Source organism: Rhizobium sp. BK456 (assembly GCF_014194045.1).
Classification (GTDB): domain Bacteria; phylum Pseudomonadota; class Alphaproteobacteria; order Rhizobiales; family Rhizobiaceae; genus Rhizobium; species Rhizobium redzepovicii.
The window spans coordinates 77346-92255 of record NZ_JACIAO010000013.1 but is presented as its reverse complement, the minus strand read 5'-3'; the positions used below and the strand labels follow the sequence as shown (position 1 = coordinate 92255).

General features: G+C 62.5%; 8 protein-coding genes. 3 read left to right on the top strand and 5 right to left on the bottom strand.

Annotated features, from left to right (window positions below; genetic code table 11):
- Positions 1-113: 113 nt before the first annotated feature.
- From FHX03_RS29060 to FHX03_RS29045, 4 genes are all read right to left on the bottom strand, one after another.
- The gene (locus FHX03_RS29060; RefSeq protein ID WP_097628385.1) at positions 114-2438 is read right to left on the bottom strand and encodes a transglycosylase domain-containing protein; all 2325 of its coding nucleotides are present in this window, start codon (positions 2436-2438) and stop codon (positions 114-116) included.
- 248 nt (positions 2439-2686) lie between these two features.
- Positions 2687-2908, bottom strand: a complete 222-nt coding sequence (locus FHX03_RS29055) for a hypothetical protein (RefSeq protein ID WP_003589305.1) — start codon at positions 2906-2908, stop codon at positions 2687-2689.
- Positions 2909-3447: 539 nt separating this feature from the next.
- Entirely contained in the window at positions 3448-4119 is a 672-nt protein-coding gene (locus FHX03_RS29050) for an SH3 domain-containing protein (RefSeq protein WP_183856609.1), read from the bottom strand.
- Positions 4120-4522: 403 nt separating this feature from the next.
- On the bottom strand, positions 4523-5911 hold the full coding sequence (locus FHX03_RS29045) for a dipeptidase (RefSeq protein ID WP_097628383.1): 1389 nt from the start codon (positions 5909-5911) through the stop codon (positions 4523-4525).
- Positions 5912-6134: 223 nt separating this feature from the next.
- On the opposite strand from FHX03_RS29045, the gene FHX03_RS29040 reads away from it, so the two are divergent.
- Positions 6135-8519, top strand: a complete 2385-nt coding sequence (locus FHX03_RS29040) for an EAL domain-containing protein (RefSeq protein WP_183856607.1) — start codon at positions 6135-6137, stop codon at positions 8517-8519.
- Between the two features lie 19 nt (positions 8520-8538).
- On the opposite strand, the gene FHX03_RS29035 is transcribed toward FHX03_RS29040, so the two are convergent.
- The gene (locus FHX03_RS29035; protein WP_003583451.1) at positions 8539-8955 is read right to left on the bottom strand and encodes a MarR family winged helix-turn-helix transcriptional regulator; all 417 of its coding nucleotides are present in this window, start codon (positions 8953-8955) and stop codon (positions 8539-8541) included.
- A 406-nt stretch (positions 8956-9361) separates the two neighbouring features.
- Here FHX03_RS29035 and polA point away from each other — a divergent pair, with 406 nt between their 5' ends.
- Positions 9362-12361, top strand: a complete 3000-nt coding sequence (polA, locus tag FHX03_RS29030; RefSeq protein WP_097628380.1) for a DNA polymerase I — start codon at positions 9362-9364, stop codon at positions 12359-12361.
- A gap of 173 nt (positions 12362-12534) precedes the next feature.
- Entirely contained in the window at positions 12535-14898 is a 2364-nt protein-coding gene (locus FHX03_RS29025; RefSeq protein WP_097628379.1) for a DNA translocase FtsK, read from the top strand.
- Positions 14899-14910: the final 12 nt, after the last annotated feature.

Below are 14910 nucleotides of genomic sequence, written 5' to 3'. Positions count from 1 at the left end.
AACGAATGTGGTGCATTCAATTTTTACAGTCACCGGGAAACAGACCGCCCGCCGTCCGGAAAGTGGCCGATTTCCAGCGTATCCGGCTTGTGCCGGCCGTGCAGCCAAAGATCTCACTGGCCCATGATCAGATCGAGCAGGGTCGTGCGCCGCGGCTGGACCGAAGAGGTCGATTGCGGCCCCCCGACATCGCCGGGCGGCACCATGCTGTCGTAGCCGCCTTCGGCAACGTCGGCGGGAGGAACGGGCCCGTTGCCGGAGGTCGCACTCTGTTGCCGGACAGGCGCCTGCGGATAGCGGTTAGCACTGTCGCCGCCGCCGAAGACGCCGGAAATGATGCCGCCGATTGTCGACGGCGGCGCCTCGGCCGTCATCGGTTGTCCGCTGCCCGATTGTCCACCGCCCGGTGCCGTCTGCGCCATCGGCTGACCATTGGGATCGCCGATCAACTGGCCGTTGCCGAACAGCGGCGCCGGCGAAAGACCCTTATGGGCGGCGATCATGAATTCCTTCCAGGCTTTGGCCGGAAGACCGCCGCCGGTCACCTTCTTCATCGGCTTGCCGTCGTCATTGCCGAACCAGACGCCGGTGGTGAGGTTGCTGGTGAAGCCGACGAAGAGTGCGTCGCGTGAATTCTGCGTCGTGCCGGTCTTTCCCGCCGCCTGCCAGCCGGGGATCTTGGCGCTCTTGCCGGTGCCGCTGTCGATGACGCCCATCATCATCGCATCCATTTCGGCGACGATCTGCTCGGACAGCACGCGCGGCGGGCTGTCATAAGTATTTTCGTAGAGAACCTTGCCCTCGGCGGTCGTCACCCGGCGGATGACGTGCGGCGTCGCCTTGTAGCCGCCGTTCATGAAGGCGGCATAGGAGGCGGTGAGTTCCATCAGCGACACCTCAGAGGTGCCGAGCGCGATCGAGGCATTCGGCTGCAGCTCGCTTTCGATGCCGAGCCGGTGCGCAAGCTTGATCACCTGATCCGGCCCGTCATACATCACCAGCTGGGCGGCCACCGTATTCAGCGACTTGGCAAGTGCGGTGGCCAGCGTCACCTCGCCATTGTATTTCTTCTCGTAATTTTCGGGCGTCCAGTCGCCGATGCGGATCGGCGCGTCGTTGAACACCGAAAAGGGCGTCAGTCCTTTTTCGAGCGCGGCGGCATAGACGAAGGGCTTGAACGAGGAGCCCGGCTGGCGTTTGGCCTTGACGGCTCGGTTGAACTGGCTCGTCGCATAATCCCTGCCGCCGACGAGCGCCCGGATCGCGCCGGTGCCGTCGATCGAGACGAGGGCCGCCTGCGAAGCGTCGAGCTTTCCGCCCTCCTTGTCGAGCACGTCGACCAGCGATTGCTCGGCTTTCTTTTCCAGCGACTTGTCGATGGTCGTATCGACGATGACGTCTTCCTTGACGTCACCGATCAGACCCGGCAGCTCGTCCATCACCATGTCGGCAACATAGTGTCCGGCGCCCGACCAATAGCTCTTGGCTGAAGCCGGGGTCTGCGACATTGCGGTCTTGACCTCGGAGTCGGTGATGAAACCCTGCTCGCGCATTGCCGCAAGCACGAGCTGGGCGCGGGCATTGGCAGCGTCCGCGTCGCGGGCCGGCGAAAGCCGCGACGGCGCCTTGAGCAGGCCGGCCAGCACCGCCGCCTCGCCGAGGTTCACATCCCGCGCCGATTTGTTGAAATAGCGGCGTGACGCCGCCTCGACGCCATAGGCGTTCGATCCGAAGAACACCCGGTTAAGATACATGGCAAGGATCTGGTCCTTGGTGTATTTCTGCTCCAGCCAGAGCGAGAGCAGCACCTCCTGCACCTTGCGTTCCAGCGTTCTTTCCGGGGAGAGGAAGAGGTTCTTGGCGAGCTGCTGCGTCAGCGTCGAGCCACCCTGCACCATGTGGCCAGCCGTGAAGTTGGTCACTACAGCCCGGCCGAGGCCGAGCGGATCGACGCCGAAATGCGAATAGAAGCGCCGATCCTCGATGGCGATGACGGCCTCCGGAATATAGGGCGACATGTTTTCGAGCGACAACGCCTCGCCGCCGGTGGCACCGCGATTGGCGATGACGCTGCCGTCGACGGCGGTGATCTTGACGTTCGGCGGCCGTTCCGGGATCGCCCATGTGCTGGCGCTCGGCATGCGCGAGCCATAATAGACCACCAGCCCGGCTACGCCGATGCCGGCCCAGATGAACAGCACGACGCACCAATAGATCACGCGTCGCACGAAGCCGAACAAGCCGCCGCCTTCGCGTTCCCGCGGTTCGCGCCGCCGCCGGGGGGCAGGGCGTTCGGGCGGCTTGGAGCTGCCGCGCCGTGTGGATCGGCTCCTGGCAATGCGGTCATCGGCATCGAGGGAAAACTCGTCATCGTCGCGGGCCGGGCGGCCGCTGAAGGACGGTTCGATTCTGTCGCCTGATCTGCCTCTGCCTGCCATCGCCGACCGGTCACACCCCATGTTCGATCGCGAAGCGTGACTTCGCACAACGGCACTCTTGCAGTCGCCGTCACCCGACTGAACTGTAAATGCGGCGATTTAACGGGGTGTTAATTATGGAAAGCAAAGCAGAACGCGCCGATAAAGCGCTTTGCGTCATTCCGGCTTCGTGCGCTGCGTTTCAACTCGTTTTATGGATGTCGTTATCCCAAAACCGCTGCACCGTTGTGGGCAACATGCATCGGCGCTCAAAACTGGCGAGCTTCGTAATCGTCGAGCGTTTCCGGATCCTGCTTATATTCCCATTCGCCGAGATGAAAACGCCGCCAGATCTGGCCGGAAGGATTGAGGTTCGCCCCATCGGTAAGTCGCACAGGAAGGAGGGGGTTGTGTTTATGCCAGACGGTAACATCAATAGCGGCTGCCCGAGCGCCGAAAAGCCTTGGGAAAACCAGGTAGTCTCGCGTCATCAGGGTCCAGCCTCGAACGGATCAAAATCGATCCGCAACATCTCAAAACTGCAATAAAGAATGCTGCAAGACAAGAGCATCACGATGCTCTCACATCAAATTGTCGCTGACCTCCCACAGGCATGATTGCCGGTCGTCGCGACTGTCACGATCTGACAGCGTCGCGCCGACTTGCGCGCGTCTGGAGCGTGCTTGCTTTCGCGGGGCGATGCCGCCTCGCGAGGAGCGAGGAAACCAGCCTGACCATGCGTTGCGCCGAATTGTGCGGGCTGCTTTCGCTGCGCCGCCGCAATCTTCTGACCGGCCGGCGGAACCAAGTGCGTCCGCGATAGTTTAGGGAGAAGCGGGACACCCCTCAACCCCTCACGTCCCGCGCATGATCGGCCGTCTCCCCTCAACACGCGCCGATCGACATCAGGCCCGGTGCATCCCTCTTGGGAGCGCCGGGCTTTTTCTTACGGCGTCCTTCTCGCCTTTTCCGCGCGATGGACGCTGCCATTGAGATAAGCGGCGGCCTTGCGGCCGCCGCTCCTGATATCTCAGTCGCAGGACGGATCGCCCGGGCGGCAGACGAAGGGCGAAGCCCTGGGGTCCGGGCGATTGTAGGTATCGGCCTTCCCGCCCCTGAACTGCGGCAGGTCGCGGAAATCCGAACTCCTGGTATTATCTCTGTTGTCATCTCGACGGTCCGACCTGCGGCTTTCGTCTCTGCGGTCGTCCCTTCGATTGTCGTCGCGCCAGTCCCGGTTGCTATCCCGGTTGCGGTCGCCGTAGTCGCGATCCCGATCCCGGTTACGGTAGTAATAATCGGGGCCGCGGCTCCAGCGGTCGCGCTCACGGTAGAAATCGCGGTCGCGGTAGTTGCGGTCCCAATAATTGCCGACGCTGAAGCTGATCATCGGAATGCCCAGCGGGCGGTAATATTGCGGACCGACATAGACACGGCGTTGCTGGTAGACGGCCTGTACATATTGGCCGGACACCCAGCCGCGACCGCCATAGAATTCGACGTCGCACCAGTTGACGTTGGAAAGACATCCACGAATTTCGACGGGGGAACCGGCAGGCACGACTGCGACGGCTGGATATCGGGTGCTCGGACCCGCTCGCATGTTGACGTTCGCCGTCGAGTAGCCCTCGGCGGCCTGTGCGATCACCGGCGCCAGCACAAACAGGCCAGCCGCGGCGATCTTAACAATGAGATTTTTCACGCTTCTCACTCCTGGTTGGCGCGTTTTCAGGCAGCGCGGCGCTGCCTTCTCTTGGCATATGCCATCTATAGAAAAGATAGAGCGATCGCCCGCATTTGTTAGGGCGTCGCCATTCTCCTTGTCTTTCAAGGGTTTATATCCGGGTCGCGATGAACGCAGCTTGAACGAGGGGGATTTTGTGATGTGGTATGGCGTTTTCGATATGCCGGATGAAATCGCGAATGCGCAGGACGCGAAAGTTGTCGGCTCTGCGATACATTAACGATCCGTTAACCTTTCCGAGGCAGTCTGGCTGCAATACCTGCTTCTCATTGACCACGGATGAACTGGCACTGAGCGAGCGGATGACGAAAGGCCGGTTTTAACCGGCCTTTTTGTTATTGCGATCTGGCATGCCTTACGCTCAGGCGGCGAGCGCCTGAAGAATCCGCACCCAGGAGCGGATGCCCTTGTGGTAGGAGACGAGCTCGTATTTCTCGTTCGGCGAATGGATGCGGTCGTCGCTGAGGCCGAAGCCCACGAGCAGAGATTCCATGCCGAGCATCTTCTGGAAGTCGCCGACGATCGGGATCGATCCGCCCATGCCGATGACGATGGCGGGTTTCGGCCACTCGTCGGAAAGTGCGGTCTTCGCCTTGGTCAGAACCGGCGAATCATAGGAGAGGTGGATCGCCGGCGAGCCGCCATGCGGATGGAACTCGACCGAGCAATCGGCGGGAATCTTCGAGCTGATATAGCTGCGGAAGGCTTTGCGGATGGCGGCCGGATCCTGCGTGCCGACAAGCCGGAACGAAACTTTCGCCGATGCCTTGGCGGCGATCACCGTTTTGAAGCCTTCGCCGGTATATCCGCCCCAGATGCCGTTGATTTCGGCGGTCGGCCGCGCCCAGGTGAGTTCCAGCACCGAACGGCCCTTTTCGCCGGATGGAATGGAAAGGCCGACTTCGCCGAGGAAGGTCTCGGCGGTCTTGCCCAGCGTCTCCCATGAGGCCTTGATGTTGTCGGGCGTTTCCTCGACGCCGTTGTAGAAGCCCTCGAGCGTGATGCGGCCGGTCTCGTCATGCAGGCCGGCGAGAGCCTCGACGAGGATGTGGATGGGATTGGCGGCAGCGCCCCCGAAGAGGCCGGAATGCAGGTCGCGGTCGGCGGCCGTCACGGTGACTTCCTCGCCGACAAGGCCGCGCAGTGCCGCGGCGATCGCCGGCGTGTCGCGGTCCCACATACCGGTATCGCAAACCAGCGCATAATCGGCCTTGAGCTCGGCGGCATTGGCTTCGAGGAAGGGCTTCAGCGATGGCGAGCCGGATTCTTCCTCGCCTTCGAAGAGAATGGTGACGCGGCAGGGAAGCGCGCCGTTGATCTCCTTATAGGCGCGGCAGGCCTCGAGGAAGGTCATCAACTGGCCCTTGTCGTCGGACGTGCCGCGGCCGGTCAGGATCTTGCGGCCGTTGCCGACATCCTTGATCGTCGGCTCGAAGGGGTCGTTTTCCCAAAGCTCGATCGGGTCGACCGGCTGAACGTCGTAATGGCCGTAGAACAGAACGTGCGGCGCGCCGGTGGACGCGCCGGCATGGTGAGCGACGACCATCGGATGGCCTGGCGTGTCGCGAACGGAGGCTTCGAAGCCGAGCGCTTCGAGATAGGCGACGAGCCATTCGGCGGCCTTGCGGCATTCGGCTTTGTAGGCGGGATCGGTGGAAATCGACTGGATGCGCAGCAGCTCGAACAGTTTTTCGAGGCTCGATGAAAGATTCTGGTCCGCACGCGAAAGAACCGGTTGTATGTCGGCCATTTTCGACTCCTTTTCGAAATTCGGCGGGACGATAGACCAAACCGGGAAAGCAGGCGAGGCGCAAAAAGTAAAAAATCAGGGGCGCGCTAGCATGCTGAAACCACGCAATTCGGTCTTGTGGAAACATCTGCCGCGATAATAAAGAAAGATCTAATTCAATTTACAGTTAATTAGCACAACCTAAATAGCATCGGCCGAAAATCAGCTGTTCGGGGGCGCGCACATGTTTTCGGTCATTGCATGTATTCGCGACAATCATGATTGGCGCTTGGTCATCGTGGCGGCCGTGGTCTGCCTGGTCGGCGCCATGGCGGCGATGCTGCTGTATTCCCGTGCCCAGGAGTGCGACGCCGGGCAGCGCAAGCTTTGGGTCGGCGCGTCGGGCTTTGCCTTCGGCACCGGCGTATGGGCAACCCACTTTATCGCCATGCTCGCTTATGATGGTGGCACGCCGATCAGTTATGCGCTCGACCTGACGCTGCTCTCCTTTTTCCTGTCGGTAGGAGGCTCGTGGGTGGCGATCCTCGCCGCCTCGCAACGTGAGGGAAGATTTTCCTCCATTCGCGGCGGGGCGCTGATGGCACTCGGCATCGCCTCCATGCACCTGACCGGCATGCAGGCGATCGAGACACAGGCGGTCATCCTCTACGATCCCTTGATGACGCTGACGGCGGTCGTCGCCGGAATGCTTCTGTCGAGCGCCGCCTTCCACATTTTTTTCAATCTGAAGGGCATGAGGCGTCTCCTAACCTCATCGCTGGTCTTCGTCCTCGCCATCTGCACCCTTCACTTCATCTCGATGGGCAGCATTACCCTTGTGCCGGACCCCGGCATGCAGGTTCCGACATTGGTGCTCGACACGCGGGTGCTCGCCGCGATCGTCGTGGTGGCGGCAACGGCTCTTATCCTCGTCGCCCTTGCCGTGGTCTTCGTCCAAAGCCATCTGACGGATCTGCGCGGACTTGCCAATGCCTCGCAGGAGGGCCTGCTGATCCTGCGCGAAGGCCGGATCATCGATGTCAACGAACGGTTCCAGGCATTATCGGGCTGGAAGCTGGCCGATCTCTCGGGCAAGGCGCCCTCGGATGTGCTGACGGTCGTTCAGGCGCCCCGGGAGAACAGGCCCGGCGAGACGCTGCTGAACACCCGCACCGGCAGAGAGATTGCCGTAGACGTAAACTCCAGCAGGATCGTCTATCGTGGCCGCGATTGCGAGGTGCTGGCGGTGCGCGATCTCACCGAGCGCAAACAGGCCGAGGAGATGATCGAGCATCTCGCCCACCACGACGTGCTCACCGATCTGCCGAACAGGTCGTTGTTCGACACCCGCATCCGGCAGGCGCTGCAGGTGGCGGAACGCAAGAACACCGAGGTTGCGCTGTTCTGTCTCGACCTCGATCGGTTCAAGGCCGTCAATGACATCTTCGGCCATGCCGAGGGCGACCGGATTCTCCGCAAGGTCGCCGCTATCCTGCGCCGGGTTGCCGGTGAGAGTGATACGATCGCCCGGCTCGGCGGCGACGAATTCGCCATCATCCAGTCCGATGGGCAGCAGCCGGCGGCGGCTCAAAAGCTTGCGGCTGATATCATCGACGAATTCGCTGCCGAGATGGACACGGCCCGTGACCCCACAGCGGTCGGCGTCAGCCTCGGCATCGCGCTCTATCCAAGAGATGGGAGCACGGCCGAAGAACTCTGCAACAACGCCGATACCGCGCTCTACCGTGTCAAGCATGATGGCCGCGGCAGGGCCTGTTTCTTCGACGCGGAAATGGACGAAGCGGCGCGCAACCGCCGCCAGATCGAAAGTGACTTGCGCCACGCGATCATCCGCAACCAACTCTATGTCAGCTATCAGCCGATCCTCAACGCGCAGAACGGCGAGATCAGCGGCTACGAGGCCTTGATGCGTTGGCACCGGCCGGGCCACGGCATGACCGAGCCCGACATTTTCATCCCGATCGCCGAGGAAAGCGGATCGATTGTTCAGCTCGGCGAATGGATATTGCAGCAGGCCTGCATGGAGGCCGCGCGCTGGCCGCAGCCGCTGAGGATTGCGGTCAATGTTTCGCCGGTGCAGTTCATGCTGCCCAACCTGTGCGAGCGGGTCGAGGCGGTCCTCGCCGAGACGGGGCTAGCAGCCGATCGGCTGGAGCTTGAAATCACCGAGACAGCCCTGATCCGCGATCGCGACCGGGTGATGGCAACGCTGCAGCGCCTGCGTCGGTTGGGGGTGCACATCGTCATGGACGATTTCGGCACCGGCTACTCTTCGCTTTCGAACCTGCGCTCGTTTCCCTTCGACAAGATCAAGGTCGACCGCAGCTTCACCGGGGTGCTGGAGCATGACGCGGCGGCGCGATCGATCGTGCGGGCGATTATCGGTCTCGGCCACAGCCTCGGCATGCCCGTCGTCACCGAGGGTGTGGAAACCGAGATGCAGCGCCGGATCGTCGTCGAGGAAGGCTGCGCGCAGGTGCAGGGCCTACTGCTCGGCAAGCCGGATATCGAGCCGAGCATGAAGCCGGCCGTTCGCAAAAGCATCCTGTCGGAGCAGGCCGGAACCGCCGTGCCGCCGCGACGGCGCACACGCCTTGTCAGCGAATAATCGCAGCGAATGATCGCGCTCAGAGCGCCTTGGCGTTTTCCAGAAGACGGCGGATATATTCGAGCGTCAGCTCGCGCTCGAAAACCCGAAAACCTTTAAACAACGCAAGGTCGGCCTCGCGCGCGGTTTCGATCGCCTCGGCCTCCATGGCGCGGGCTTTCGGCGTCAGGAAGAGCAGTTGCGCCCGCTTGTCGGATGGATGCGGCCGGCGTTCGATCAGCCCGTCGCGGACCATGCGCGACAGCGTATTAGCCATGGTCGCCTGCTCGATATCGACCCGCTCGAGAAGCTGTTTCTGGGTCAGTCCGTCCTCGGCCCAGAGTTCCAGCAGGATGGGGAACTGGCCGGGAGAAAAACCGAGCCCGACCGCGCGCTGGTGCAGCGAGCGGGCAAAACCCTTCGCCAGCTGGCTGGCAAGGTAGGCTCCCGAATCCATGCGGTTAAATCCCATGATTGCAAGTTAGGCTCAAAACCATGCCGGAGACAATGCAGCAAATCGCATGCGATACTCCAAAATATGCAAGCCGCGACGATAATTTCGAGTGCCTGGAAAAACAAAAGTCGCCATGGCCTGGAGGTTGGCCATGGCGACCTTAAAGTGGGGACAAAGGCCCGGAGAGGGGGATAAGGCCTTTGTCCAAGCCTGACGCGGCGGGGGACAAGCCGGTAATCAGACCCGCGGCGCGATCAAGCGCCGGTGACATGGATTTGTGCTTGAGAATGTGGTTTTTCAAGGGAGGGTGATCGTTACAAATCGGTAACAGTTTGGTGAGCGGAATCTTCCGCCTCGCCCGCCGAACTTTATATGGACCTTGTCCCGTGCCCGCGCTATCCATGCAGCCATGAAAAAAGGCGATCACCTCTTCCTAGTCGATGGTTCCGGGTTCATCTTCCGGGCGTTTCATGCACTTCCGCCACTGACCCGCAAGACCGACGGCCTGCCGATCGGCGCCGTTTCCGGTTTCTGCAACATGCTGTGGAAGCTGTTGCGGGACGCGCGCAACACCGATGTCGGCGTCACGCCGACGCATCTTGCCGTCATCTTCGATTATTCCGCCAAGACCTTTCGCAAGGATCTCTACGACGCCTATAAGGCGAACCGCTCCGCCCCGCCGGAAGAGCTCATTCCGCAATTCGGCCTGATCCGCGAGGCGACCCGCGCCTTCAATCTGCCCTGCATCGAGACCGAAGGTTTTGAGGCCGACGATATCATCGCCACCTATGCCCGCCAGGCCGAGGCCTCGGGGGCCGATGTCACCATCGTCTCTTCCGACAAGGACCTGATGCAGCTCGTCAGCCCGAATGTCCATATGTATGACAGCATGAAGGACAAGCAGATCGGCATTCCCGATGTCATCGAGAAATGGGGCGTGCCGCCGGAAAAGATGATCGACCTGCAGGCGATGACCGGTGATTCCGTCGACAATGTGCCCGGCATTCCCGGCATCGGCCCGAAAACCGCCGCCCAGCTGCTCGAGGAATATGGTGATCTCGACACGCTGCTCGATCGGGCCACCGAGATCAAGCAGGTCAAGCGCCGCGAGACGATCCTTGCCAATATCGATATGGCCAGGCTCTCGCGCGACCTCGTGCGGCTGCGCACCGATGTACCGCTCGACCTCGATCTCGACGCGCTGGTGTTGGAGCCGCAGAACGGCCCGAAGCTGATCGGTTTCCTGAAGACGATGGAATTCACGACGCTGACGCGCCGCGTCGCCGAGGTCTGCGATTGCGATGCGAGCGCCATCGAACCGGCGATCGTCAACATTGAATGGGGCAAGGCTGCCCATGGCCCCGATCTCGATGCGGCCGAGCCGGCCCCGGTTGCCGGCGGCATACCCGAGGTTTCCGGCGAATCGGTGCCGGTGCCGCCGCGTGCGAAGGCCAAGGCTTCAGTCGAAGGCGCCTTTTCGCCCGCCGATCTGGCCAAGGCGCGGGCCGAAGCCTTTGCGACGCTGCCCTTCGATCACACGGCCTATGCGACGATCCGGGATCTCGCCACGCTCGACCGGTGGATCGCCGATGCGCGCGCCACAGGCCTCGTTGCTTTCGATACCGAGACAACGTCGCTGGATGCGATGCAGGCCGAGCTTGTCGGCTTCTCGCTGGCAATCGCCGACAATACGGCGGATCCCACCGGCACGAAGATCCGCGCCGCCTATATACCGCTCGCCCACAAGAACGGCGTCGGCGATCTGCTCGGCGGCGGCCTTGCCGACAACCAGATCCCCATGCGTGACGCTCTGCCGCGGCTGAAGGCCCTGCTGGAGGACGCTGCGGTCCTCAAGGTCGCCCAGAACCTCAAATACGATTACCTGCTGATGCAGCGCTACGGCATCGAGACTAGGAGTTTCGACGACACGATGCTGATCTCCTACGTGCTCGACGCCGGCACCGGCGCCCACGGCATGGACCCGCTCTCGGAAAAATTCCTCGGCCACACGCCGATCCCCTACAAGGATGTGGCGGGCAGCGGCAAGGCGAACGTCACCTTCGATCTCGTCGATATCGACCGCGCCACCCATTATGCCGCCGAAGATGCCGACGTGACGCTGCGGCTCTGGCTGGTGCTGAAACCGCGGCTGGTGGCGGCCGGGCTGACCAGCGTCTATGAACGGCTGGAACGGCCGCTGCTGCCGGTGCTGGCGCGCATGGAAGCGCGCGGAATCACCGTCGACCGGCAGATCCTGTCGCGCCTGTCCGGTGAATTGGCCCAGGGCGCCGCCAGGCTGGAAGACGAGATCTATATGCTCGCCGGCGAGCGGTTCAACATCGGCTCGCCGAAGCAGCTCGGCGATATTCTGTTCGGCAAGATGGGTCTTGCCGGCGGCAGCAAGACGAAAACCGGGCAATGGTCCACCTCGGCGCAGGTGCTTGAGGATCTAGCCGCCGCCGGTTTCGAGCTGCCGCGCAAGATCGTCGACTGGCGCCAGCTGACCAAGCTGAAATCCACCTATACCGATGCGCTCCCCGGCTATGTCCACGCCGAGACGAAGCGGGTCCACACCTCCTATTCGCTGGCATCGACGACGACGGGGCGCCTGTCCTCTTCCGAGCCGAACCTGCAGAATATTCCGGTGCGCACCGCCGAAGGCCGCAAGATCCGCACCGCCTTCATCTCGACGCCGGGCCACAAGCTGATTTCCGCCGACTACAGCCAGATCGAATTGCGCGTGCTTGCCCATGTGGCCGAGATCCCGCAGCTGACCAAAGCCTTCGAGGATGGCGTCGATATCCACGCCATGACCGCCTCGGAAATGTTCGGCGTGCCGGTTGAAGGCATGCCGGGCGAAGTCCGCCGCCGCGCCAAGGCGATCAATTTCGGCATCATCTACGGCATTTCGGCCTTCGGCCTTGCCAACCAGCTGTCGATCGAGCGCTCGGAAGCCGGCGACTACATCAAGAAGTATTTCGAGCGTTTCCCCGGCATCCGCGATTATATGGAAAGCCGCAAGGCGATGGCGCGCGACAAAGGTTATGTCGAGACGATCTTCGGCCGGCGAATCAACTATCCCGAAATTCGCTCTTCCAACCCGTCCGTGCGCGCCTTCAACGAGCGTGCCGCGATCAACGCGCCGATCCAGGGCTCGGCCGCCGACGTCATCCGCCGGGCGATGATCAGGATGGAGCCGGCGCTCGCCGAAGTCGGTCTTGGCGATCGCGTCCGCATGCTGTTGCAGGTGCATGACGAACTCATTTTCGAAGTCGAGGACGAGGATGTCGAAAAGGCGATGCCGGTTATCGTCTCGGTCATGGAAAACGCCACCATGCCGGCGCTCGAAATGCGCGTGCCGCTGAGGGTCGACGCGCGCGCCGCCAGCAATTGGGACGAGGCGCATTAGCCTCGTCTCCACAAAATCGGCAAAGATTTTTCCGTTCAATTCAACTCACTGAAATCGCAGCGAATTAGCGACGGGAGCCGTGTCGGAACGATACGGCGGGAAGGAACTTATTAACCTTCCTTTTCTATCCCGGTAGGGTCGTAATTTGTTAGGCATGAGTGAGTAGCGGACGCATGCGTTTTCCCAGAACCAATTTGACGGACGCCGGGGACTTTTCCAGCGGGACTGAAACGGACCTTCCGGCGGTCGAGCCGGGAGAAAAGCCGGCGGCGCCGATCTGGCAGAGCAATTTTTCCCTCGCGCCGAACGTCCGTTTTACCCGCACGCCGGAAACGCTGATCAGCAAGCGGCGGGTGCCGGATGAACCCGTCCGCGATGATTCGCAGATGGGGCAGCAGGCGATACGGATCGAGCCGGTCGCCGTCGACGTGCCCTTCGATATCTATCTGCCGGAGCCGGACGAACTTCCCGCAGCACCGCAGATGATCGAACTGCAGCCATCCCTTGTTCCCGACGAGCTAGCCGCGCCTGCTTTCCGGGCCACCGCCGAGCTTTCTTCCATTTCGGATTTCGCCTTCTGGGAGGTCATGGCCTTCGAAGAGGCCGAGCCGGTTCGCGCGCCTGCCGTGATCTCGTTCCCGAAGGCCGAGACGGCGCCAGAATCGATCACGTCGCTGTTCCGCATCATGGAATGGCGCCCGGGCCGGCCGGCCGCTGCTACCGCCGCCTCCCGCCCGGTTCTGCCGGCCGCTGCGCCCTCCGCAAAGCCTGCCCCGCGCCCCCCGGCCGCCATATCCCTGGAACGGCCAAGGCGCATCCCCGTCGAGATCCCTGTTGTGCCGGCCCCTGCGCCTGCGCTGACCTCTCCGATTGCGCCCGTGCCTCAGCCGGCGCCTGCTCTTCACGTCGCTCCAGCCCCTCAGGCCGCGCCTGTGCCCCAGCGCACGCCGCCCGTCGCCGCGGTTCTGCCGTCGCCGCGCCTGGCGGCAAGGCCGGAAAGGATCGACGCCTCCGGCTATGAATTCCCGCCGCGTGCCCTGTTGCAGGAGCCGCCGGAACGGCTCGGCGAGATCATGTCGCAGGAGACGCTGGAGCAGAATGCCGGGCTTCTGGAAAGCGTGCTTGAGGATTTCGGCATCAAGGGCGAGATCATCCATGTCCGCCCCGGCCCCGTCGTCACCCTCTATGAGTTCGAGCCGGCGCCCGGCGTGAAGTCATCGCGCGTCATCGGTCTCGCCGACGATATCGCCCGCTCGATGTCGGCGCTTTCGGCCCGCGTCGCCGTCGTGCCCGGCCGCAACGTCATCGGCATCGAACTGCCGAATGTCACCCGTGAAACAGTCTATTTCCGCGAGATGATCGAAAGCCAGGATTTCGAGAAGAGCGGCTACAAGCTGGCGCTCGGCCTCGGCAAGACCATCGGCGGCGAGCCCGTGATCGCCGAGCTGGCGAAGATGCCGCATCTGCTCGTCGCCGGCACCACCGGCTCGGGCAAATCGGTCGCCATCAACACGATGATCCTGTCGCTGCTCTACCGCATGACGCCGGAACAGTGCCGGCTGATCATGGTCGACCCGAAGATGCTCGAACTCTCGGTCTATGACGGCATCCCGCATCTGCTGACGCCCGTCGTCACCGATCCGAAGAAGGCGGTCATGGCGCTGAAATGGGCCGTGCGCGAGATGGAAGAGCGTTACCGCAAGATGTCGCGCCTCGGCGTGCGCAACATCGATGGCTATAACGACCGCGTGGCGCAGGCCCGCGACAAGGGCGAGACCATCCATGTCATGGTCCAGGTCGGCTTCGACAAGGGCACCGGTGCCCCGATCGAAGAAAACCAGGCGCTGGACCTGACGCCGATGCCTTATATCGTCGTCATCGTCGACGAAATGGCCGACCTGATGATGGTCGCCGGCAAGGAGATCGAAGGCGCGATCCAGCGTCTAGCGCAGATGGCGCGTGCCGCCGGCATCCACCTGATCATGGCGACGCAGCGCCCGTCGGTCGACGTCATCACCGGCACGATCAAGGCGAACTTCCCGACTCGCATCTCCTTCCAGGTGACCTCGAAGATCGACAGCCGCACCATTCTCGGCGAACAGGGTGCCGAGCAGCTGCTCGGCCAGGGCGACATGCTGCACATGCAGGGCGGCGGGCGGATTTCCCGCGTCCACGGTCCCTTCGTCTCTGATGCCGAGGTCGAAAAGGTCGTTGCCCACCTGAAGACCCAGGGCCGCCCCGAATATCTCGACACCGTCACCGCCGACGAGGAGGAAGAGCCCGAAGAGGAGGAAGCCGGCGCCGTCTTCGACAAGAGCGCCATGGCCTCCGAGGATGGCAACGAGCTCTACGAGCAGGCGGTCAAGGTCGTCATGCGCGACAAGAAGTGCTCCACCTCCTACATCCAGCGCCGCCTCGGCATCGGCTACAACAGAGCCGCCTCGCTGGTCGAACGCATGGAAAAGGAAGGCCTGGTCGGGCCGGCCAACCATGTCGGCAAGCGCGAGATCGTTTCCGGTCGGGGTGACGGCGAGTAACGGGAGTCATCG